Raw genomic sequence first — 21,446 nt, forward strand, 5'->3', positions numbered from 1 at the left:
TAGGTTAATTTTGAATTAGTAGACGCTTAAAATAATTAAAATGCGATCGCCTTTACTCAAATTGTAACTATCTAAAGCGATCGCTATTTTTTTACCTACTTATTAATCAAACCAGCCAATATCTTTGTTGCCAAGAGTGGTATTGGGGCGTTCTGAGGGATCGGAATAATTAGGTAATTTTTCGGCGCGAGTAGATGTTGCGGGCGCAAGCCTACTTTCTTGTTTAGCTGTACCAGCTTTTGCCGTTGGTTTAGAACTAACTTCAGCAAGTTTAAGTATTGTTTTTTTTGCTTCTTCTAATTCTGTTTTAAGCTGTTGTTCGTGAGAACTTTGGGTTTGCAACTCTTTGACTAATTTCTTTTGTTCTTGGAGTTGGGACTTCAATTCAGTAATTTGTTTTTGCAACGAGCTTTCTGTTTTCTGGGCTGTTTGCAATAATGCTTTTAATTCATCAACTGGTGTTTGCGACTCTGTTGCACTTACTGGAGTCGAGCGTCTGCTTTTTGTTGCGGGAATATTTACTGGTGGCAATTCTTCTTTAACTTCCTTATCTTGGGCATTATTTTCATCAGTCACTGGTGCGCCTTCTCTTTCTACAGGTTGCTGGGCTTCTTCCCGCAACAAATCTCCGATTCGTTTTCTAACCATTACTTTCTCCAATCTTTCTGTATTTCATCTACTACCCGGCGATAATCCGCCTCTGCTTCTCGTCCATTTCTCCCCCGCCACTGAGTAATTGTCATCCCCTCTAGCGCGGCTCGTTCGTGAGCCTTGTAAGCTCTTACAAACGCCGTACAGACAGGAATGCCTAGTTCTCTGAGTGTTTTTTGTGCCTCCAGTGCTTCCCCTAAACTGCGCGTGTCTACTTTCGTTAACAGTACACGATGAGCGACTTTAGCTGGTGTAATAGCTTGCTTTACTGTCTCCACTAAAACAGCCAAATCCATTGGCGCTGGCGGTGTAGGTAAAACTAAGTAATCCGCCGCCGGAATTACGGCGGCTAAAGTTGCAGAACTCAAGGCTGGTGGCGTATCTACTATGATTAGATCGTAGCCTACAACCTTCCTCAAGTTTTCTAATAATCGCGGGTCGGTTTCTTGAGCAAGATCGAAGCCTATACCCTTTTTACTTTGTTGTACCCACCAAGTAAAACTGCCTTGACTATCAGCATCAACGGCTAACAGTTTGTATTTTTCAGCCAAAATACTTGCTAATGACATAGTTGTTGTAGTCTTGCCCACACCGCCTTTGCCATTACTTACAACAATTATCCTTGGGGGCGATGACATCTAAAAAATTCCTGTTAATCAATTTTTGAGTTATTAAACTATTTGTCTGCCTAAACTTCTAGAATACGACAACTAGCAGCGTTTAATTTCTTTGACTATGACTCAAAAATCTACAAGCATTTGGAATTATAAACCTTGGTGGTGTCAGCCTTGGTCTATCGTCCTTACAGGTATCTCGCTAATTGGTGGTAGTTGGCTGCTACTAAGCAATCTGTGGATAACAATTTTTGTGGCAATTCCCGTATTAGCTTGGATGATTTATTTTGTGCTGATTTTCCCCAAACTCTTTACAGATAATAGGGAATAGTTGCTTTAATTAACTACTTGAGCGCCATGCAAGCGCGGATCGTCGGAATTTTTTGCTGTAGGTTCGACGGGTGCAGCAAAAGCAGAAACCGCTCCTTTGTTACTTTGCGCGTAAGGTAGAGGCGCGTCCGCAATCAAAGCATCCAAATTGCTACTCATAATTGTATAGGGTTGCTTACCTACGGTTTGAGCGATCGCTTTTCCGTCTTTACCACTAAATACAAAATGAGGAATACCATCTACCCGATACTGCAAAATTTCCGGCAACCACTTAGTATTGTCTACGTTCAGCATCACAAAGTTTACTGATTTGTCGTACTCTTTCTCTAACTGAGCAATATCGGGAGCCATTGCTTGACAGCTACCGCACCAGTTAGCATAAAATTCCATTAAGGTAGGTTTGCCATTACTCATCGCAACTTCTAACGGTGTAGATTTTTCCGCTAAAGTGGTGAGAGAAACCGCGTTGCTATCGGTTCGCAAGCCCAAAAATAAAGCGATGCTCAGAGCAACAGCAACTAAAACAATTAATAAATTTCTAACTTTCGTCCCGACTGTTGTTTCGGGAGTAGGTTCTATATTTGTAGCCATAAAATCTTTTATTACAACTTATTAAGTATCCTATTTATTTTACCTTAGTAACTGCTGTGAAAAAACGAGTAACTCTAACCTTCCCCAAACGCACTATTCAAATGCCAGTCACTTATCGACTAGCAAAAGATTACAATGTCGCTGCCAATATTATCCGCGCTCAAGTAGCACCAAACCAAATTGGTAAACTGGTACTAGAATTATCAGGAGACATCGATCAACTAGATGCGGCAATTGAGTGGATGCGATCGCAAAACATTGGTGTATCTCAAGCTTTAGCCGAAATAGTCATCGATCGAGATGTTTGTGTAGATTGTGGTTTGTGTACGGGGGTTTGTCCTACCGAAGCTTTGACTATCAATAGCGAAACTTTTCAGTTGGCATTTACGCGATCGCGTTGTATAGTCTGCGAACAGTGTATACCTACTTGTCCCGTCCAAGCTATTTCTACCAATCTCTAGAGTTTAAATACATCTGCGATTACGTCCCCCACTCCTGGCAATCTTTCGGTAGCCGGGGAATCGTAAACGACTAATATTGAAGGTGTTTCCGCATTATCTGTAAATAGCGTCATTCCTTCTGCGTGGTCGTCACCATTGCCATAGGGAATTTCTAATATTTGTTGTGGTTTAGATAATACATTTTCTGGCAAATTTACTCCATTTTCTAAGCGATAAACTCTCACTGGTCCATCTAGATCCATCGTTGGTCCGGCGAGTATTAATAAGTCTTCTTCAGCTAAACACAAATCTCTAATGCCTAGCCCATTTAGATAGATAAAATGCTTTTTATATTGCCCTTGTTTTAACTTTAATAAATCTGTACCATTTGGTTCTAGTTCAAGTTCTAGCATTACCGCCCAACCGCGTAGCACCGGACCTCGCAAACCAAGAAATATGCGATCGTTATATACGGCTATTCCTTCAATATCAAAACCGTTTTCTTTACCAGGAATTGTAGCTTGGACGTATGCACCAAGATGAGGATCGTTTACTAAAGCATCCATTAACAAGTTACCGCTTTTGGTAACATCCAATTTTGCCGCAGTTAGCTGTTTTTGCGGGTCGTCAGGGTGAGAGCAAGATTTGACTAATTCACCATTAATTAAGGGAATACGCCCAATTAAATAACGATTTGGCTCAGATTGAAGTTTGGTTAATCTATTAAGATTTTTCTCATCAGTTTTATCGGATTTTGGCTTTTTACGCTTCCAACTATGAGAGCCAACAAACCATAAATAATAGTCGCTATACGCAAAACCTTCAATGTCAATTTCATCCTCGGCGGGGGCTGGTAAGCTAATAAAATCTATTACATTAAAATGCTTGTGATTTGCATAAGTTTGAGCATCAACAAAAGATAATCTTTCAATCGTTGAAGTTTCATCGGAGCCTAACCATAAATAATTATCTGGCGTTAACCGGATAGCAGAAACATCTTGCCGATGTTCCTGAAAAGTATCAGTAAACTTGAGAGTGATTTTATTTAAAATAGGTGCGTAATCCATAAATTTGCTCTTAACCTATTATTAACCAAAGTGAAAAAATGCTATTAAAACGAGTCAATGAATTAAGCTCTAAAAAGAGCAAGTTATTTAAGGAGTGCTGTGATGAATGAAGCTAGTTTATTTATTTCATCAGAGATAATGGATGCACCGGAACATCCTTTGGGCGATAGTTTAGAGTTGGCGGCGACAAAAATTAGCGATGGGGAAAAAGGCGATAGCGCAAGCGCGCCCGGTAACGGGCTTCGCATTTCCGGCATAGTTAAACGCATTATTCCTCTTGACCATACCACTTCTTGGGCATACTGGTGGTGCATTCCGGGTCGATTGCTGCTACCGGAAGATGTGGCATTATTGCAAAGCGACTTTGCCCGCGTTGAAAGTATTTTAAGTAAACTTGTCTGGTTGTGGGGCGCACGCTTTATCGGTGCAGAAACTAGCAGCGACGTTAGTAGCTGGCAGCAAGTATTAGAATTAGTGCGCGAACATAAGTTTAGTCCCGATGCGATCGATATTGATTTTTTTCCTTTAACAGTGAAAGCTGATGAAACGCAGGCTAATATTGCAGTCGAACCTGCTCATTGGCACATTGAGTTTTTTCAACTAGAGGCAACGGACGGCAGCTACAAGCTCCAAGAGCCAAAAAAGGCTTGCGGTTGTCAAATATGGACTGGTAAGCCCTTTATCAAGCAGCTAGACACCGGAGAAGCAACGATTAGCTACGATTTAGGCATTGCTCAACCGTCACATATGACAAGCCCTTCTTGGCAAGCAATGGTTAGTATTAATTAGGTTAAGCTTTCTAACTATTACTTACGATATAGTCTGAAAGTAGGTTGATACAAGGCAATACTTAGGAACAATATTAAAGACTCTAAGTAGGTAAAGAAGCTAAGTAACATGATAGTCAACGATTTAAAAACTCAATCAAAAACTTTAGGTGACTGGGCATCTATTGCGATCGCTAAGCATTTGCAAAAAATTGTCAAGCACGAAAAAGATGTCCTAAAAGACAAAAGCCCCGAAGACTTACATCAGATGCGTGTAGGAATGAGACGCTTGCGCAGTGCGATCGCAGGATTCGCCCCAGCTTTAAAATTGCCCAAGTCAGCAACAGAAAAAAAAATTGGTAAACTTGCGCGAATTTTAGGCTCATTGCGCGATCTAGATGTACTGGGCGCTGCTTTAGAAAATGATTACAAGCCAAGTTTGCCCGCCAAAGAACAAAAGTATTTGGAAACAGCTTTAGGAGATATAAGTAAACAGCGACGTTACGCTCTAGCGGAAGTCAAAGAAAGTATAGAAGGCAAGCAATATAAATTATTAAAAGAGTCATTAAATGAGTGGTTGAAGCAGCCTAAGTATCAAGAAATTGCTAAACTGCCGATTGAGGAAGTATTGCCAGACTTGCTACTACCAGAAGTCAGTAAATTGCTTCTACATCCGGGCTGGTTAGTAGGTAGCGATGCCAAGGTGATAGAAATAGAGGCAGTGGAGAAAGTATTAGAAAAACAGGGATACTTACTGCATAGTTTGCGGAAAGAAACTAAACGCATTCGCTATCAAATGGAAGTATTTAGTGAGTTCTACGGCGACAATTATGCTAGTTATTTGGAAGATATAAAAGCTATTCAAGAAATTCTCGGCAAGATTCAAGACAGCAATGTTTTGACAGAGTTTCTCAAAGAAGCATCAGCAGATAATATTGAGCGTTCCGTTCCTACCTTAATGTCTGAACTCGCCAAAGCAAACTATACCGCCTGGCAGCAGTGGCAAAATTTACAAACCCAATACTTGAGTGTTGACAGGAGAAAAGGATTTCACGTCGCCATACTCGAACCTAAGTTAAATCTTGCAGGTTAACATTTTGACTTTTGGGTAAAAACTGTCTTGCTGTCTCCCTAAAACAAGCTAAAAATCAGTGCTGTAAACTAAAGCGCAATTTATTTATAATGCTTGATAATTAGCACTCAACGCTAGAGAGTGCTAAATTGGCTAATGGAAGCGCGTGGATAACAGAATATGGCAAAAATTATTGCATTTAACGAAGAATCCCGGCGAGCGCTAGAGCGAGGCGTAAATGCCTTAGCCGATGCAGTTCGCATTACTTTGGGTCCAAAAGGGCGGAATGTGCTGCTAGAGAAGAAATTTGGCACTCCGCAAATTGTCAATGATGGCATTACCGTTGCCAAAGAAATTGAATTAGAAGATCCCTTAGAAAATACGGGTGCAAGACTAATTCAAGAAGTTGCTTCAAAAACTAAAGATGTTGCTGGCGACGGTACAACTACAGCTACAGTCCTCGCTCAAGCGATGATTAAAGAAGGCTTGAAGAATGTAGCGGCGGGTGCAAATCCTGTAAGCCTGCGTCGAGGGATCGAAAAAACCATCGACAAATTGGTAGAAACGATCGCTCAAATAGCCAAACCAGTCCAAGGAAGTGCGATCGCCCAAGTTGCTACCGTCTCGGCGGGTAATGACGAAGAAGTCGGCAAAATGATTGCCGAAGCAATGGAAAAAGTTACGACAGATGGTGTAATCACTGTTGAAGAATCTAAGTCTTTGACTACAGATTTGGAAGTAGTCGAAGGAATGCAAATAGATCGGGGTTATATTTCTCCTTACTTTATTACCGACAACGAGCGGATGGTAGTAGAGTACGAAAATGCCCGGATTTTGATTGCCGATCAAAAAATTAGCAGTATTCAAGACTTAGTTCCGGTACTGGAAAAAGTTGCGCGTTCTGGGCAACCATTGCTAATTATTGCCGAAGATGTAGACGGGGAAGCCTTGGCAACTTTGGTAGTAAATAAGGCGCGGGGCGTATTGAGTGCTTGTGCGATTAAATCACCCGGATTTGGCGATCGCCGCAAAGCTTTGTTACAAGATATTGCGGTGCTAACAGGCGGACAAATGATTTCTGAGGAAGTCGGTTTGACTTTAGATGCCGTAACTTTGGAAATGATGGGCGTTGCTCGGAAACTTACCATTGATAAAGAGTCAACTACTATTGTTGCTACGGGCGAATATACCGCCGAAGTTGAAAAGCGGATTGGTCAAATTCGCAGACAGTTAGAAGACACTGATTCTGAGTACGACAGCGAAAAACTCCAAGAGCGAATCGCCAAACTTGCAGGCGGTGTGGCGGTAATTAAAGTTGGTGCAGCAACAGAAACTGAGCTAAAAGACCGCAAATTGCGGATTGAAGATGCGTTAAATGCTACCAAAGCGGCAGTAGAAGAAGGTATTGTTCCCGGTGGTGGGGCGACACTGATCTATCTGGGCAAGCAAATCAATGAGATTAAAAATAGCTTGACTGAAGAAGAAAAAATTGGCGCAGATATTGTTGGGCGCTCTTTGGAAGCTCCTTTGCGTCAGATGGCAGATAATGCGGGTGTGGAAGGCTCGGTAATCGTGGAGAAAGTGCGCGAAACTGACTTAAACATTGGCTACAACGCTGCTACAGGCGTATTTGAAGACTTAATCGCCGCCGGAATTATCGATCCTGCTAAAGTCGTGCGATCGGCGTTGCAAAACGCTGGCTCCATTGCTGGAATGGTAATAACTACCGAAGCATTGGTTGTTGAGAAGCCCGAAAAGAATGCTCCTGCGCCTGATATGGGTGGCATGGGTGGCATGGGCGGTATGGGTGGCATGGGTGGCATGGGCGGTATGGGTGGCATGGGGATGATGTAATCCCTAGCTACTAATTACCACTGAATAATTTATTTAGCAGTTTGCCTTTAGGGTAGACTGCTTTTTTGTGCATTAATTTAATCTACGGTTTCTCGGTCGGAATTTAGTTGTATTTAGTAATAAAGTTCTGCTAGAATCTGCCTAAGTAGAAAACACCTAGAGCGATATGAGCGTTCAGACTGGACAAATTAAAGACACTTTGGCAGCTTATAATTGGGCAAATACCAATGTAAGAATGCAAAAACAGCAACAGCGAGAACCAATGTTCTACTACTTTGCTTATGGTTCTTGTATGTGTCCAGTGGATCTAAAGCGAAGTCTCGGCGAAAAAACTCATATCTACGTTGTCGGTGCGGCTACACTTATTGGCTACCGACTAGGTTTCTATTGCTATTCCACCTTTCGTAATTGTGGCGTGTTAGATATTATCAAAGACCCGACAACTTCGGTTGAAGGCGTACTTTACCAACTACCGCAACGATTGGGTTACGCTTTAGACGAGCGTGAAGGCGTGCATCACAATTGGTACAGGCACGAACACGTAGATATTGCTTGCAACGGCAAGGTTTACAACAACGCTCGTACTTATATGGTCGTAGATAAATTAACCGAAGAACTTGCCCCCAATGATTGGTACTCTAACGTTGTGTTGCGCGGTGCGGTAACTTGCGGCTTACCCGAACAATATTGCTGGAAGTTGTTTAATCATATGCACCAATTACAGCAGCGTCATGGGCTAAAATCAGCTTGAATAGAGCATCCGCCGAATTGTCGCGCTAATTATATCGACGGCAAAAGTTAAGCCGATAAAACACAGTAAAGTAGCAACGACTCCAGGGTAGTCAAAGCTACTAAGTTGTTCTGTTAGCAAGCGCCCCAAACCTCCCGCACCTACCAAGCCGACAATTACTGTCGCGCGAATGCAGACTTCCCAGCGATACAAGATGTAGGCAATAAACTTGGGCATAGTGCGGGGCAAAACTCCATAAAGGAACACTTGAGAACCACTAGCACCCAGGGCTTTGAGGGATTTTAATGGGCGATCGTCTAAGTTTTCAGTAACTTCTGCCATTAGCCGCCCCAAAATTCCTAAGTTATGAATACCAAGGGCGATCGCACCTGGTAAGATTCCGGGAAACAGCACAAATAAAAATATCAATGCCCAAATTGGCGCGGGAATTGCGCGCGTAAATAGCAAGAAAAACCGCGATAAAACCAAAATTACTATTCCCCACCAGCGATTGCCCGTATCTAAAATTCCTCCTGGTAAGAGAAAGTTGTTGGCGGCAAAGAAAGATAAAATTATCCCCCCACAGCCTGCAAAGGCGATCGCCAAAATCGACATAGCCAAAGTTTGACCGCAAAGCGTAAAAATCTGGTTTAGTTGGCTGTAATCGGGCGGGAACGCTTGTTGTAAAACACCTACTAATAATTGCCCAGTGCGCGGTGTCCAAAGTTTACTGAAATCTGCATCCACGTACCAAAACGAGAATGCGATCGCCATAACTGCGATTAAAATCGCCCATCTAGGTACGCTCTTGCTTCCAGTTGGCTGATTTTTCAACATATTCAAATCTAGCCGACTAGGTGCGCCAAGCTGACGGCGTACCAACGCACTAGCAAAATCTGTAACGCCGCTCAATACTACCAAAGCAATTAATAAAGTCCACATTTCCTCGTAGCGCAGAGATTGGAGACTAAGGAGAATTTGATAACCCAAACCCCCCGCGCCAATAATTCCTAGTACCGCCGCCGCGCGAATTGAACACTCAAACCGATAAAAGGCGTAGGAAAGCAGATTAGTCTGTGCTTGGGGAATCAAACTATACATAAAAGCATTTAGAGGCGAAACCCCACTACCAAGCAACGCCAACAATGGCTGACGGGGAGTCTCGTCCAAAATCTCTGAAAACACCTTAGTAGTAATTGCGCCAAACGGAATTGCGATCGCCAACACGGCAACTAGCGGATCTAGCCCAAAAATATTGATAAAAAATAAACCCCAAATCAATTCGTGAATTGCTCTAGGAATTGCTAACCCCGCCCGCAGCGCTAACCAAGGCAGCCCAGATACCCCCAAAACTTCCCACCATACCTCTGAACAGAAAACTCCACCAATTATTGCGACAGCTAAACTCAAAAAAGTACCGCACACCGCGTAAGCAAAGGTTTTTAATGTCGCATCCCAAGTTAGCAGCAAAAACTCCTGACTCAAATTAGGATGAATAGCTGCAACCAAAAACTGCTTGACTAAACTCCAGCCGCCAGGATTTACAACTTCTCCTTGGAACACTCTCGCCAAATGCAACGACCAAATAACCGCAAGTACGCATAGAGTAACAACTCCCTTCAAAGGCGGTTTAGTTTGTTTTATATAACCCATCAACCATCTCTGAAGACACCAAATTTGCTGGAGAATCGAACAAAACTCGTCCGTCTTGCAACCCGATAATTCGCCCGTAATAATTGCGGGCAAACTCTAAGTCATGCAAACTTGTAACCAACGTTTTATTTAGTTCGGCGTTCAATTGACACAACAATTGGATAATTTCGCGGCTGCGTTCGGGATCTAAACTTGCTATTGGTTCATCTGCCAATATCGCCGCCGGATTTTGCACCAATACCCGTGCGATCGCAACTCTTTGCTGCTGTCCTCCCGAAAGAACTCCGCATCTTTCGTACAATTTCTCCGCAATTCCTACCTGGGTTAAGGCGCGAGTAGCTGTAGCAACTTCCAAAGGAAACATCAGCGAAAAAGCTGCTTGCCAAAACGACCAGCGCCCCAAATGCCCCGCATTCACATTATGAATTACTTGCAGATTATCTACCAAATGAAATTGCTGGTAAATAGTCCCAATTTGCCTTTGAATTTGCCGCACCGACGCGGGGTTTAAAAGCGCTAAATTCTCCTCTAATACCCACACTTCCCCGTTAGTCGGGCGAATTGTGCCATTAAGTAAATTGATTAACGTACTTTTACCCGCCCCGCTAGAACCAACTAAAGCGACTCTTTCCCCTGGATAAATTTTTAGATCGATATTTTTAAGCGCTGAAAAGTTACCAAACTGTTTAGTAACTTTTCTCAGTTCAAAAATTGGGGATTGATTGCGATTTATTGATTGATTAGCAGCGATTTTATTCGTTTTTTCTACCATCTGCTCGATCTATCAATTTCCGCGCAGAGGACATTGTCCTCTGCGCTCTAACTAACTACTTCTAGCAAGCATTTAGATAGACAAATACAATTACTATAGTATGACATCACAAATCAAAAAGCAATAGTTTTGAAGAAGTTTTTTGATTATTTTTGTTAAGTAAAAGTTAGCTTTTAAAGCTTGACAAAAAGGTTATTTTATCTTGCCAATTTCTCTGCCTACTTGTTCTATTTGGGCATAGTTAGAATTTTTAGTAGCTACAAACTTATTAGCATCTAATAGTTCGAGAATTTCTTTTTGTTCGGGAATACTGGGGTCTAGTTTTAGCAAAGCATTTTGTACCTTAGTTACAAAGTCTGCACCGTAACGCTGCTTGACTTGGGGGCTAATTAGCCAGTGGTAATCGAAGTAAGCAGGCGAAGTCCATATAACTGATACTTTGCTTAAATCGACTTCTTGAGCAGCCACTCTTTTTAGCCAAATTTTTTCATTTACTGCGCCAACATCATAACTACCAGCTTCTACAAGTTTGATAGTTTTATCGTGATCGCCAGAAAAACCCGCTTCACCCTTAAAATCTTTAAGATTAATCCCAGCCTGTTGCAAAAAGTACTGTGGCATCAAGCGCCCAGAGGTAGAGGACTCGCTACCAAAAGTAAAGGTACGCCCTTTTAATTGCTGAAAATCAGTAGGATTTTTAATTGGTTTTAAGCCCGTATTTTTGTTAGTAATCAATACACTGTGAAATTTAGCATCTACATCGCGTTGGGCGATCGCTTCAGCGCCTTTTACCTGCAGTCGTGCTTGAACTCCCGTTAAGCCTCCAAACCAAACTAAATCTAAGTCTCCTACCTTAAAAGCGGTAACTGCGGCGGTGTAGTCTGTTACAGGTTTATAGATAACGCTTACGCCTAATTCCTGCTCTAAATAAGCACTTAGCTTACTATATTGACGCTGTAGTTTCTCTGGGTTTTGATCGGGAATTGCCCCAGTAACTAGAGGTTTTATTTCTGTTTTTACAGGTTCAGATATATTAGACGAACAAGCAACTAAGGGCAGCAATGCTAGTAATAAAATTCCATATATAATTTTTTTCATAGACTTCAACAGTTGCAATTAATTCGCACTCAATGGGAAAGGTTGACAGCCTTAGATTTTACTACTAAAACTACTATTTGATCAAAACATAAATTTTAATATTTCCGTAATTGCGAACTTTGATTGAGACAAAATTAATTTGAGGACAATTAGCTCAACTATCAACTAATTTTGCTACAAACAATTAGTAAATATTTTAAAATTAGAATTATCTTAATTTTAAAATAAAAATAAGATGTACAATTTGGTGCAGTTTATCGCCTAATCTTAGTCAATTGATTATGGCTAGGGCAGTGCAAGGAGTAGGCGGTGCTTTGCTCGTACCGGGGAGTTTGACAATTATTAGAGCCTCGTTTAGCGGTAACGAGCGCGGTAGTGCGATCGTCAGTTTACTAACAATCAAGGATCGCTCAAAATTTTAGTCCAATTGCAGGCTAAATTACATATAAATTTATTCATAAGGATTAAATATGAGTAGTTGGTTAAAGCCGCCGCGCTTGCGTATTGGCAAAGAAAGCGAACAAGAACATCGTCATGCTACTTGGCTAGAACTGTTCTATGATTTGGTGTTTGTAGTTGCTGTATCCCAAGTTGCCCACAACCTATACGAAGATGTATCTGTACTGGGCTTTCTAAAGTTTGTGTTTTTGTTTATCCCCATTTGGTGGGCGTGGATTGGAACAACATTCTACTCCAATCGCTTTGACAGCGATGATATTGGTCATCGGTTATTGATTGGCGTACAAATGCTGGCAATTGCTGCCCTTGCCGTCAACGTGCATTATGGTCTGGGGGAGACTTCCGCCGGATTTGCCCTAGCTTATACCATCGGGAGAGCGGTACTTGTAATTGAATACTTCCGCGTTGCTAAACATATTCCTCTAGCACGGGGACTCGCAAATCGTTATAGTAAAGGTTTTGCGATCGCTGCTAGTTTATGGTTAGTATCGGCATTTGTCCCCATTCCCTGGCGTTTTATTTTGTGGGGTTTGGGTTTAGTGGTAGATTTTGCTACGCCCTTAACAACACCTAAAAGCTTGCAGCTAGGACTACTACCCCACCCAGAACACTTGCCGGAACGTTTTGGGCTATTTACAATTATTGTGCTGGGTGAGGCGATTATTGCGGTAGTTGATGGGGTATCCGAGCAACAATGGGATATCAGCAGTGCGATTTCTGCCATGCTTGGCTTTAGTATTGCGTTTAGCTTATGGTGGATCTATTTTGAAAATGTTAGCGGTTCGGCATTGCGTTCGGCGGGTTCGGTAGGACGAATTGAGATTTATCAAGTTTGGCTTTACGGTCACTTGCCTTTAGTTATTGGTCTATCTGCGACTGGTGCAGGTGTGGAACATATTATTGCAAGTGAGGCAGGTAACGCTTTGAGTACGCCCAATCGCTGGTTGTTATGTGGTGGGGTAGCGATGTGTATGCTGTCTCTTGGTCTATTGCACCGCACGGGAGTAATTTTGGCGTGCAAAGTTAGAAGTAAGTATCGGTTTGGAACGGCAGCGTTGTTAATTATTCTTGCTATCGTGGGAGTTGGGCAGTCGCCGCTATTGGTTGTTGGGATTGTGGCGGTGGTCTGTGCGACTCAAGTTGTGCAAGATTTGTATCAGAGCGGACAATTAACTTTCCAATGACAATGTTAGAAGTACAGCAGGTATTAGGCGATCGCTATCAACTACAAAATCCTTTAAGTAGTCATCCATTACGCCAAACTTGGCTGGCATTAGATAAAGACTGCCAAGAGCAAGTTGTAGTAAAAGTCTTGACTTTTGGGGCGGCGGTGGATTGGACTTATGTGAAGCTGTTTGAGCGGGAAGCGGAAGTTCTCAAACAGCTTAATCATCCCCAAATTCCTCAATACCGAGACTATTTTGGTATTGACGAGCAAGATATTAAGTTTGTACTTGTAGAAGATTTTATTTATGGTTATTCTTTCAAAGAATTACTAGCGCAGGGCAAAAAGTTTAGCGAACTAGAAATAGAAAATATTGCCAAAGATATTTTGCAGATTCTCATCTATCTGCACGAACAAAATCCCCCGGTACTCCATCGAGATATCAAGCCTAGCAATCTAATTTTGGGCGAGGATGGACGGGTGTATTTAGTAGATTTTGGGGCGGTACAAGACCGCGTGGCTACTGTCGGAGCAACGTTTACGGTAGTTGGGACTTATGGCTATGCTCCTATGGAACAATTTGGCGATCGCGCGGTTCCAGCTACAGATTTGTATAGTTTGGGTGCAACTTTAATCCATTTGGTTACAGGTACAAGTCCGGCGGATTTACCTCAACAAGAACTAAGAATTCAATTTAAAAGTTGTGTTACTCTTAGTCCCTTTTTTATTCAATGGTTAGAACGCCTCACCGAACCCGCACCCGAACGCAGACCTAGCACTGCTCGGCAAGCTTTGGAAATGCTAGAACTTAAGCAACCTATAGCTTCTAGTATTAGCAAAAACTTTCAACCTAGCAATACACGTATTAAGTTAAAAAAGTCTATTGATGAATTAAATATAGCGATACCGCCTATAGATGCAAATATTGGTAGCTTACCTTTTTTTCTAATATCTACAGTTTTTGTTACGCCCTTTTTAGCTGTTGCAGCAATGCTAATAGTAGGTTTAGTATTGCAGCCGGGAATTACATATATTATTCCATCTGTAGTTATTTGTTCTATATTGATTCCTTTTGTTTTTATGTGGTTCCGCGCTTTAGAAAGTTCTTGCGGACAAACAGACATTAACTTAGATAAAGAGAATTTTTTGGTTAAATTAAAAATATTTGGTTTTACTTATATTCAAAAGCAAGGCTATAGCTCAGAAATACAAAATATTTTCCCAACAACACTAGAAAGGAATATTGAATACTCCAGGCTGGCATTGGTTATTGAAACCATCGGCAAAAAATATTCATTCTCTCCGCCTTTAACTGATGTCGAACGTAGCTGGTTAATTCAGGAAATCAAAGACTGGTTAAAAATTATTTGAGCTTTACTTTCCCTATGTACAAATTCTAAATTGGCTATTTTTAACACCTTGTTTGATAGCGGATAAAGGTAAATATAGAGAAGAATTGTGTACGCGCTCTATATGATGAGCCTCATCGGCAGTAAATGTTTTAAAACGAAGTAAGCGCTCTCCAGCCCGTCCAACATACGGGGTTGTTGAGTAAAGATTAAAACAAATGTTCAAATGACTTGTCTAACCGCCGCCGTACTTTCATCGCCAGTATTCGGTGTACCTACTGGCTCAATAAGCAGAAGATGTACTTCCTCCTTGGCAATTGTCCGATGCTCAACGCCTTTTGGAACGACAAAGAGTTCACCAGGTTCAAGGTGAATATCACGCTCTCGAAGCTGAATTGTCAAACGACCTTTGATTACTAAGAAAAAATCGTCCGTATCATCATGCTTGTGCCACACGAACTCACCTTTCGCTTTCACGACCATAATATCGTGGCAGTTAAATTGGGCGACTGTTTTCGGCGACCATTGTTCAGTGAACTGAGAAAGCTTTGATTCTAGATTAACTTTGTTCACCTATTATTCTCCTTAATACTTTCTTCCGAACAATCACTGCATCATGACCAAATTCAGCAGCCAGACTAATTATAACTAAGCCTCAGCGAGTTTTGACCGTTTATATTTACATAGCATTATCAATACGTGCAAAAGCCTATTTGTACAGGGTGTAAATCTTATTCTTGTGATAACATTTACCCGGCACTGTATTATCTAATTAATTTAATTTATGAAAATGCCACATGAATGTACGAGTCTTCAAGAAATTCGTACAGAAATTGATAATATTGATCGTCAAGTTATTGCAAACTTTGCCAAAAGATTTGCTTATGTTAAAGCTGCATCTAAGTTTAAAACTGATGCTACTAGCGTTAAAGCTAAAGAAAGATTTGCAGCAATGTTAGAACAAAGACGTATATGGGCGCAAGAAGATGGCTTAAACCCAGACGTAATTGAAAAACTATACCAAGACTTAGTTACTTACTTTATTGCAGAAGAATTAAATCATTGGCAATCTAACCAATAAACGTCTTGCAAAACCTAAAGATACCTAATAAACTCATTGGAAAATCATCTTAGTTCGCCTAGGATTAAAGTCCCAGGCTAATAGCTAAAGTCGGCTGAAGCCGACTAATAAATTTTTTGCAATAGATCTAATAAATATTATTCGTACTTAACTAATCTTTTCAAGCACCGTAACCTCCACCTCCGGGAGTTTCTATGACAAAAACGTCATCTTCTCTCATTTCTACCGTAGCTGTATTACCTAATTGCTCTACATTTCCATCTTTACGCTCAACATAGTTTTTTCCTAACTTCCCAGCTTCCCCACCTTGCAAACCAAAAGGAGCAATAACCCGACGATTTGATAAAATTCCCGCCGTCATTTTCTCTCGAAAACGTAGGCGACAAATTACACCATTGCCACCTCTATAATGTCCTTTACCGCCACTATCCGGGCAAATTTTAAAACTTTCTAATACGACAGGAAAGCGCCATTCTAAAACTTCAGGATCGGTAAGACGAGAATTTGTCATATGAGTTTGCACCGCGTCTGTACCATCAAAATTTGCCCCTGCACCTGAACCCCCGCAAATAGTTTCGTAATATTGATAATCTGCGTTACCAAAAGTAAAATTATTCATCGTTCCTTGCGAAGCTGCCATTACTCCCAAAGCGCCATACAAAGCATCAGTAATTGCTTGAGACGTTTCTACATTTCCTGCTACTACCGCCGCCGGATAACGAGGATTTAGCATACAACCATCAGGAATAATAATTTCTAAAGGCTTAAGACAGCCAGCATTAAGCGGAATACTATCATTTACTAAAGTCCGAAAAACGTACAAAACTGCGGCTTTGCATACCGCCGATGGTGCGTTAAAATTACTATCTAATTGCGCAGAAGTACCCGTAAAATTTATCTGGGCATTACGGCTAGATTTATTAATAGTAACTGTGACTTTAATAGTGCTACCATTATCAATATCGTAGCTAAAACAACCATCATTTAAAACTTCAATTACCCTTCGTACAGATTCTTCGGCATTATCTTGGACATAGCCCATATATGCCTGTACAATTTCAATTCCATACTGTTCTACTGTTTGATTTAATTCTTGTACACCACGTTTATTTGCAGCAATTTGGGAATTTAGATCGGCTATATTTTTAGCCGAATTTCGCGCCGGATAATCATTATTGGCAAGAATTTCTAGCAATTCTTTTTCTCTAAAAATACCGTCACTTACAAGTAGAAAATTATCAATTAATACTCCTTCTTGATCTATAGTTTTGCTATTAGGAGGCATAGAACCCGGAGTAATGCCACCAATATCTGCATGATGTCCCCGCGAAGCAACGTAAAAAAGTATTTTTGCACCCTCAAATACGGGAGTAATCACCGTAATATCGGGAAGATGCGTACCGCCATTGTAGGGATCATTAGAGGCATACACGTCTCCCGGTTTAATCGGGTCACCTTTCGCAGAAATCAAGGCGCGGACACTTTCACTCATCGAACCCAAATGAACAGGGATATGAGGCGCATTAGCCACCAACTGCCCTTGCTGGTCAAAAATAGCACAAGAAAAATCTAATCTTTCCTTGATATTTACAGAACTACTGGTATTTTGCAGTGTAATCCCCATTTGTTCTGCGATCGCACTAAATAAATTATTAAATATTTCCAGCATCACCGGATCTACCGCAGTAACTTTTGTTTTAGTAACTTGCTTATTAGATTCCTGTTTAGACAAAATGAGATAATTGCGATCGCTTACTTCCACTCGCCAACCAGGTTCAATCACATTTGTACCTGTCGCATCCACCACAATCGCCGCGCCATCGATACTCGTCCCTGGCTGCAAGTCTTCCCGTTGATAAACCGGAGTATCTCGCCAAGCATCTGCCATGTAAGTTTTTACCGTAGCAACTGGCACTATATTTGTATTACTTGTACGTGAAATTACGCCTTCTTCTAGAACTTCATTCTTACAAACTAACTCCATCTCTACCGCTTCCACAATCAACGCTCTATCCACCACAAAACCATAACGCTGACGATGTAACTTTTCAAAATCTTCTCGCATCTCCTCCACCAAGCCAAACCCTACAACCAAAGGCGAATCTGTCCCTTCATAACGCAGGTGTACCCGCCGCAAAAGCTCTCCTTTTCCTTGAGTTTGGGCTTCCAACCCCGCAAAAATCTCCTCTAATCCCAACTCCTCAGTCAGCCTAGCTTCTACCGCTTTTTCTTTCACAACCCGGACATCTGCCAAACCCATCCCATAAGCCGACAAAACTCCCGCATAGGGATGAATAAATACCTGCTTCATGCCCAACGCATCCGCAATCAAACAAGCGTGTTGACCCCCCGCACCGCCGAAACAACACAAAGTATATTCCGACACATTGTAGCCGCGCTGCAAAGAGATTTTTTTAATCGCACTTGCCATTTTTTCCACAGCGATCGCCAAAAAACCCGCCGCCACCTGTTCGGGAGTGCGATTATCGCCAATTTCTGCCACCAATTCCCTAAATTTGCGCTCTACAACTTCGGCATTTAAAGGCAAATCTCCATTTACCCCAAATACTTGCGGAAAAAACTGGGGCTGCAATTTGCCCACCATCACGTTGCAATCTGTCACCGTCAACTCTCCACCTTTGGAGTAAGCCGCCGGACCTGGATTTGCCCCTGCCGATTCGGGACCTACGCGATAACGCGCACCGTCAAAGTATAAAATTGAGCCACCACCCGCCGCAACGGTGTGAATCGCCATCATTGGCGATCGCATTCTTACTCCAGCAACTTCTGTTTCAAAAGTTCGTTCGTACTCGCCATTGTAATGAGCAACATCTGTTGAAGTTCCCCCCATATCAAAGCTAATAATTTTGTTAAAACCCGCCTGCAAGCTTGTCTCTACTGCGCCAACAATTCCCCCCGCAGGACCCGACAAAATACTATCTTTACCTTGAAAATTTTGGGCATCAACTAAGCCGCCATTAGACTGCATAAACTGCAAAGAAACCGAACCAATTTGACTAGATATTTGCTCTACATACCGTTGCAAAATTGGTGACAAATAAGCATCAACTACCGTCGTATCTCCTCGACTAATTAACTTCATCAACGGGCTAATTTTGTGCGATACTGAGATTTGGACAAAACCAATGTCAAGTGCTAGGCTGCTAATTTTATGCTCATTTTTCGGGTAGCGATAGCCGTGCATCAAAACAATCGCACAAGCGCGAATCCCACTATCATACGCTGCTTGCAATTGCGGGATTAATGCTTGAGTATTTAGTGCTATTAATTCTTCTCCCTGGGCGCTGTAACGTTCTTCTGCCTCAATTACTCGCTCGTAAAGCATTTCTGGTAAAACGATGTGCCGCGCAAAGATATCTGGGCGGTTTTGGTAACCAATCCGCAGCGCATCGCCGAAGCCTTTGGTGATAATTAGTAAAGTGCGATCGCCTTTTCGTTCTAGTAAAGCGTTAGTTGCTACCGTTGTCCCCATTTTCACTACTGCAATTTGCTCAGATGGAATTGGTGCAGTCGCTGGAATACCCATAATTTCCCGTATCCCTTGAATTGGCGCATCGGTGTAGAGGTTGGGGTTTTCTGATAGCAGCTTATGAATTACTAACTGCCCGTCGGGACGCTGCGCCACAATATCGGTAAATGTGCCACCTCGGTCGATCCAAAATTGCCAGTTGCGATCGCAAGTCATGAGTTAAATTTTTAGTTGTGCTAATTTCTTATGTTATTAGCTAGAAGCAAAAAGCAGAGTATTAACTTACATTCTGTTTTAGTTAAATGTTTTAAATTATACTCAGTACAGTTATTAGGAATTATTATTAAAAATAATGAAAAATGAGAAACTTCGTTGGTTTCGAGTAGTATTACAAATTAGAGGCTCGGTAATACCAGCTATTTTTAACCGCGTCTTATACTGTGGTCTATTTGGCGTATTTATTTCTTTACTGGACTATTTTAAATTGCCAGTTTCCCAACCTATTTTAGAAAGTGTTATTCCTAGTATTGTTTTGGGATTATTGTTAGTTTTTAGAACAAATACCGCTTACGATCGTTTCTGGGAAGGTCGCAAGTGTTGGGGAAGCTTAATTAATAATGTTCGCAACTTAGCAAGGCAAATTTGGATAAATATCGAAGAAAACGCAATAGAAGATAAACAGCAGAAAATCTTAAATATGCGCTTGTTAGTAGCTTTTGCTGTTGCAGCTAAGTTACATTTAAGAAGTGAGCCTGTCAATCGGGAATTAGAAGAATTAATGTCTTTCTCGAAGTATTTCAAGTTAAAAACAATGAATAACCTACCACTAGAAGTTGCTTTTTGGATTGGCAATTATTTTCAGCAACAATATAAACGTGAGTTATTAAATATCCACCATTTGGTAGCAATGCAAGATTTGCTAAGTAAAATGATAAACGATTTGGGAGGTTGCGAACGAATTTTAAAAACTCCTATACCTTTAGCTTATGCTATTCACCTCAAGCAATTGCTATTAATTTATTGCTTATTATTACCATTTCAATTAGTTAGCACATTAGGTTGGTGGACGGGCGCAATTGTTAGTTTAATTAGTTTTACATTGTTAGGTATTGAAGAAATTGGAATTGAAATCGAAAATCCTTTTGGCTACGATGCAAATGACCTCCCCCTTGATGCAATTTGTAATACCATGTTGCGAAATATCGAAGATTTAACTACTCTTACTCCTACTGTTAGTGATTACAATTAAAACTAATCAAAACCTCTAATAATTAATGCAATATTTTGTAGAATCAGATCGGATTATATCACTGATTGATAAGTACACCCAAGCAGAAGTTTTATGGATTGACACAGAAGTTGCAGACTTTAAAACTCGCACTCCTAAACTTTCTCTGATTCAAGTTTTAACTGATTGCACAGAAAAAACAAAGGAGAGTGTAGAAATATTGGATGTTTTGAATAGTCCAGATATTGTCGATATTTTTATTCAAAAAATTATGTTAAGCCCATCCATCGAAAAGGTTTTTCATAATGCTAAATACGACTTAAAGTTTCTGGGCAAAACAAAAGCTAAAAACGTAACTTGCACGTTGGAGATGGCTAAAAATATTCCTTATTATTTGTTGCCATTGCCCGATTTATCGTTAAAAACTTTAGCAGAATCACTTTGCAATATTGTTGCTGTAGACAAAAGCCAGCAGGCTAGTGATTGGGGACAAAGACCTCTAAGTGCTACTCAATTGATCTATGCAAATCTCGATCCAGTTTACTTGTATATGGTGCATCAAAAATTGTTGCAGCTAAAGTTAGTAACTAATCCAAATCCAAATACCGAAAATATTGCAATATTGGCTCAACGTTATCTAGAATTGAAGCAACAATTGCAACTTATAGAGTCAGAATGCAATCATTTTGACTCTAGATTAAAAGCAGCTATGCAAGCCCAGGATATATCAGAAACTGCCGATTTAAAAATATCTCCAGTAAATCGCCATACATTCAAAGTAGACTTTAATCAGTTAGCAGAAATAGTCAACCAAAATGATATTCAGTTAGATTTTCCCGTCACCTTAACCCAAAAACTGCAAAAAGAATTAGGAATAATAGTCGAGCAATTAAACCTGCAAGAAGAAGTATCTAATAGTTGGCGGCTAACAGTAAAAAAACCGGAAAACCAAGAAGATGACGAGTTTTAAAACTGCATTTTGCTTCTGCTGTAGCTAGAGCTTTTATAATAAGTAAATAAAAATATAATCAGCTT

Annotated in this window: 21 protein-coding genes; 12 read left to right on the forward strand and 9 right to left on the reverse strand. The window is 41.0% G+C overall.

Going from position 1 to position 21,446, the window contains the following annotated elements:
• Positions 1-102: 102 nt before the first annotated feature.
• Together AC2VE5_RS08410 and AC2VE5_RS08415 are read right to left on the reverse strand one after the other, a co-directional pair.
• Complete coding sequence (locus AC2VE5_RS08410) at positions 103-648, reverse strand: hypothetical protein (protein WP_486887313.1); 546 nt, start codon at positions 646-648, stop codon at positions 103-105.
• On the reverse strand, positions 648-1,289 hold the full coding sequence (locus tag AC2VE5_RS08415) for a ParA family protein (protein WP_486887314.1): 642 nt from the start codon (positions 1,287-1,289) through the stop codon (positions 648-650). Before AC2VE5_RS08415 ends, AC2VE5_RS08410 begins: the two co-directional genes overlap by 1 nt.
• 97 nt (positions 1,290-1,386) lie before the next feature.
• On the opposite strand from AC2VE5_RS08415, the gene AC2VE5_RS08420 reads away from it, so the two are divergent.
• Positions 1,387-1,596, forward strand: a complete 210-nt coding sequence (locus AC2VE5_RS08420; RefSeq protein WP_486887315.1) for a DUF6737 family protein — start codon at positions 1,387-1,389, stop codon at positions 1,594-1,596.
• A 5-nt stretch (positions 1,597-1,601) separates the two neighbouring features.
• On the opposite strand, the gene AC2VE5_RS08425 is transcribed toward AC2VE5_RS08420, so the two are convergent.
• Positions 1,602-2,186 (reverse strand): thioredoxin family protein, encoded by a 585-nt coding sequence (locus AC2VE5_RS08425; RefSeq protein ID WP_486887316.1) that lies wholly within the window; start codon positions 2,184-2,186, stop codon positions 1,602-1,604.
• 56 nt (positions 2,187-2,242) lie between these two features.
• On the opposite strand from AC2VE5_RS08425, the gene AC2VE5_RS08430 reads away from it, so the two are divergent.
• Positions 2,243-2,647 (forward strand): NIL domain-containing protein, encoded by a 405-nt coding sequence (locus AC2VE5_RS08430; protein ID WP_486887317.1) that lies wholly within the window; start codon positions 2,243-2,245, stop codon positions 2,645-2,647.
• Here the strand turns inward: AC2VE5_RS08430 and AC2VE5_RS08435 are convergent.
• Positions 2,644-3,693 carry a DUF3616 domain-containing protein gene (locus AC2VE5_RS08435; protein WP_486887318.1) on the reverse strand — a complete coding sequence of 350 codons (1,050 nt, stop codon included), beginning with the start codon at positions 3,691-3,693 and terminating at the stop codon, positions 2,644-2,646. The genes AC2VE5_RS08430 and AC2VE5_RS08435 overlap by 4 nt on opposite strands.
• A gap of 102 nt (positions 3,694-3,795) precedes the next feature.
• Here AC2VE5_RS08435 and AC2VE5_RS08440 point away from each other — a divergent pair, with 102 nt between their 5' ends.
• The 4 genes from AC2VE5_RS08440 (at position 3,796) to AC2VE5_RS08455 (ending at position 8,137) form a co-directional block, all read left to right on the forward strand.
• Positions 3,796-4,482: a hypothetical protein gene (locus AC2VE5_RS08440; RefSeq protein ID WP_486887319.1), complete on the forward strand. Its 687-nt coding sequence runs from the start codon at positions 3,796-3,798 to the stop codon at positions 4,480-4,482.
• 108 nt (positions 4,483-4,590) lie between these two features.
• A complete protein-coding gene (locus AC2VE5_RS08445) occupies positions 4,591-5,553 on the forward strand; it encodes a CHAD domain-containing protein (protein WP_486887320.1) in 963 nt (320 codons plus the stop codon).
• Between the two features lie 159 nt (positions 5,554-5,712).
• On the forward strand, positions 5,713-7,386 hold the full coding sequence (groL, locus tag AC2VE5_RS08450) for a chaperonin GroEL (protein WP_486887321.1): 1,674 nt from the start codon (positions 5,713-5,715) through the stop codon (positions 7,384-7,386).
• Between the two features lie 166 nt (positions 7,387-7,552).
• Positions 7,553-8,137: a gamma-glutamylcyclotransferase family protein gene (locus tag AC2VE5_RS08455; protein ID WP_486887322.1), complete on the forward strand. Its 585-nt coding sequence runs from the start codon at positions 7,553-7,555 to the stop codon at positions 8,135-8,137.
• Here AC2VE5_RS08455 and AC2VE5_RS08460 read toward each other — a convergent pair.
• The 3 genes from AC2VE5_RS08460 to AC2VE5_RS08470 all read right to left on the reverse strand — a co-directional run bounded on the left by AC2VE5_RS08460 (position 8,129) and on the right by AC2VE5_RS08470 (position 11,639).
• Positions 8,129-9,769, reverse strand: coding sequence for a PhnE/PtxC family ABC transporter permease (locus AC2VE5_RS08460; RefSeq protein WP_486887323.1), 1,641 nt, complete (start codon positions 9,767-9,769; stop codon positions 8,129-8,131). The two genes, AC2VE5_RS08455 and AC2VE5_RS08460, sit on opposite strands and share 9 nt — an antisense overlap.
• Positions 9,747-10,541 (reverse strand): phosphonate ABC transporter ATP-binding protein, encoded by a 795-nt coding sequence (locus AC2VE5_RS08465; protein ID WP_486887324.1) that lies wholly within the window; start codon positions 10,539-10,541, stop codon positions 9,747-9,749. The genes AC2VE5_RS08460 and AC2VE5_RS08465 overlap by 23 nt, the downstream gene beginning before the upstream one ends.
• A 192-nt stretch (positions 10,542-10,733) precedes the next feature.
• Positions 10,734-11,639 (reverse strand): putative selenate ABC transporter substrate-binding protein, encoded by a 906-nt coding sequence (locus tag AC2VE5_RS08470; protein WP_486887325.1) that lies wholly within the window; start codon positions 11,637-11,639, stop codon positions 10,734-10,736.
• A 281-nt stretch (positions 11,640-11,920) separates the two neighbouring features.
• On the opposite strand from AC2VE5_RS08470, the gene AC2VE5_RS08475 reads away from it, so the two are divergent.
• The 3 genes from AC2VE5_RS08475 to AC2VE5_RS08485 are packed head-to-tail and all read left to right on the forward strand — an operon-like array spanning position 11,921 to position 14,634.
• Positions 11,921-12,061 carry a hypothetical protein gene (locus AC2VE5_RS08475; RefSeq protein ID WP_486887326.1) on the forward strand — a complete coding sequence of 47 codons (141 nt, stop codon included), beginning with the start codon at positions 11,921-11,923 and terminating at the stop codon, positions 12,059-12,061.
• Positions 12,062-12,109: 48 nt separating this feature from the next.
• Entirely contained in the window at positions 12,110-13,282 is a 1,173-nt protein-coding gene (locus tag AC2VE5_RS08480) for a low temperature requirement protein A (protein WP_486887327.1), read from the forward strand.
• Positions 13,279-14,634, forward strand: coding sequence for a serine/threonine protein kinase (locus AC2VE5_RS08485; protein WP_486887328.1), 1,356 nt, complete (start codon positions 13,279-13,281; stop codon positions 14,632-14,634). Before AC2VE5_RS08480 ends, AC2VE5_RS08485 begins: the two co-directional genes overlap by 4 nt.
• A 200-nt stretch (positions 14,635-14,834) precedes the next feature.
• Here the strand turns inward: AC2VE5_RS08485 and AC2VE5_RS08490 are convergent, their stop codons facing one another.
• A complete protein-coding gene (locus tag AC2VE5_RS08490; RefSeq protein WP_486887329.1) occupies positions 14,835-15,185 on the reverse strand; it encodes a cupin domain-containing protein in 351 nt (116 codons plus the stop codon).
• Between the two features lie 211 nt (positions 15,186-15,396).
• Here AC2VE5_RS08490 and AC2VE5_RS08495 point away from each other — a divergent pair, with 211 nt between their 5' ends.
• Positions 15,397-15,693 (forward strand): isochorismate lyase, encoded by a 297-nt coding sequence (locus tag AC2VE5_RS08495; RefSeq protein ID WP_486887330.1) that lies wholly within the window; start codon positions 15,397-15,399, stop codon positions 15,691-15,693.
• Between the two features lie 160 nt (positions 15,694-15,853).
• On the opposite strand, the gene AC2VE5_RS08500 is transcribed toward AC2VE5_RS08495, so the two are convergent.
• Entirely contained in the window at positions 15,854-19,399 is a 3,546-nt protein-coding gene (locus tag AC2VE5_RS08500) for a hydantoinase B/oxoprolinase family protein (protein WP_486887331.1), read from the reverse strand.
• Between the two features lie 136 nt (positions 19,400-19,535).
• Between AC2VE5_RS08500 and AC2VE5_RS08505 the strand changes: the two genes are divergently transcribed.
• Both AC2VE5_RS08505 and AC2VE5_RS08510 read left to right on the forward strand, forming a co-directional pair.
• Positions 19,536-20,432, forward strand: coding sequence for a bestrophin family protein (locus AC2VE5_RS08505; protein WP_486887332.1), 897 nt, complete (start codon positions 19,536-19,538; stop codon positions 20,430-20,432).
• Positions 20,433-20,457: 25 nt separating this feature from the next.
• Positions 20,458-21,381: a ribonuclease D gene (locus AC2VE5_RS08510; protein WP_486887333.1), complete on the forward strand. Its 924-nt coding sequence runs from the start codon at positions 20,458-20,460 to the stop codon at positions 21,379-21,381.
• Positions 21,382-21,446: the final 65 nt, after the last annotated feature.

The sequence above is a fragment of the Aliterella sp. E5.1 genome (genome assembly GCF_057473825.1).

Coding starts and splice junctions, on each gene's coding strand:
- AC2VE5_RS08410 (WP_486887313.1), bottom strand. CDS start 648: ATGGTTAGAAAACGAATCGGAGATTTGTTGCGGGAAGAAGCCCAGCAA.
- AC2VE5_RS08415 (WP_486887314.1), bottom strand. CDS start 1,289: ATGTCATCGCCCCCAAGGATAATTGTTGTAAGTAATGGCAAAGGCGGT.
- AC2VE5_RS08420 (WP_486887315.1), top strand. CDS start 1,387: ATGACTCAAAAATCTACAAGCATTTGGAATTATAAACCTTGGTGGTGT.
- AC2VE5_RS08425 (WP_486887316.1), bottom strand. CDS start 2,186: ATGGCTACAAATATAGAACCTACTCCCGAAACAACAGTCGGGACGAAA.
- AC2VE5_RS08435 (WP_486887318.1), bottom strand. CDS start 3,693: ATGGATTACGCACCTATTTTAAATAAAATCACTCTCAAGTTTACTGAT.
- AC2VE5_RS08440 (WP_486887319.1), top strand. CDS start 3,796: ATGAATGAAGCTAGTTTATTTATTTCATCAGAGATAATGGATGCACCG.
- AC2VE5_RS08445 (WP_486887320.1), top strand. CDS start 4,591: ATGATAGTCAACGATTTAAAAACTCAATCAAAAACTTTAGGTGACTGG.
- groL (WP_486887321.1), top strand. CDS start 5,713: ATGGCAAAAATTATTGCATTTAACGAAGAATCCCGGCGAGCGCTAGAG.
- AC2VE5_RS08455 (WP_486887322.1), top strand. CDS start 7,553: ATGAGCGTTCAGACTGGACAAATTAAAGACACTTTGGCAGCTTATAAT.
- AC2VE5_RS08460 (WP_486887323.1), bottom strand. CDS start 9,769: ATGGGTTATATAAAACAAACTAAACCGCCTTTGAAGGGAGTTGTTACT.
- AC2VE5_RS08465 (WP_486887324.1), bottom strand. CDS start 10,541: ATGGTAGAAAAAACGAATAAAATCGCTGCTAATCAATCAATAAATCGC.
- AC2VE5_RS08470 (WP_486887325.1), bottom strand. CDS start 11,639: ATGAAAAAAATTATATATGGAATTTTATTACTAGCATTGCTGCCCTTA.
- AC2VE5_RS08475 (WP_486887326.1), top strand. CDS start 11,921: ATGGCTAGGGCAGTGCAAGGAGTAGGCGGTGCTTTGCTCGTACCGGGG.
- AC2VE5_RS08480 (WP_486887327.1), top strand. CDS start 12,110: ATGAGTAGTTGGTTAAAGCCGCCGCGCTTGCGTATTGGCAAAGAAAGC.
- AC2VE5_RS08485 (WP_486887328.1), top strand. CDS start 13,279: ATGACAATGTTAGAAGTACAGCAGGTATTAGGCGATCGCTATCAACTA.
- AC2VE5_RS08495 (WP_486887330.1), top strand. CDS start 15,397: ATGAAAATGCCACATGAATGTACGAGTCTTCAAGAAATTCGTACAGAA.
- AC2VE5_RS08500 (WP_486887331.1), bottom strand. CDS start 19,399: ATGACTTGCGATCGCAACTGGCAATTTTGGATCGACCGAGGTGGCACA.
- AC2VE5_RS08505 (WP_486887332.1), top strand. CDS start 19,536: ATGAAAAATGAGAAACTTCGTTGGTTTCGAGTAGTATTACAAATTAGA.
- AC2VE5_RS08510 (WP_486887333.1), top strand. CDS start 20,458: ATGCAATATTTTGTAGAATCAGATCGGATTATATCACTGATTGATAAG.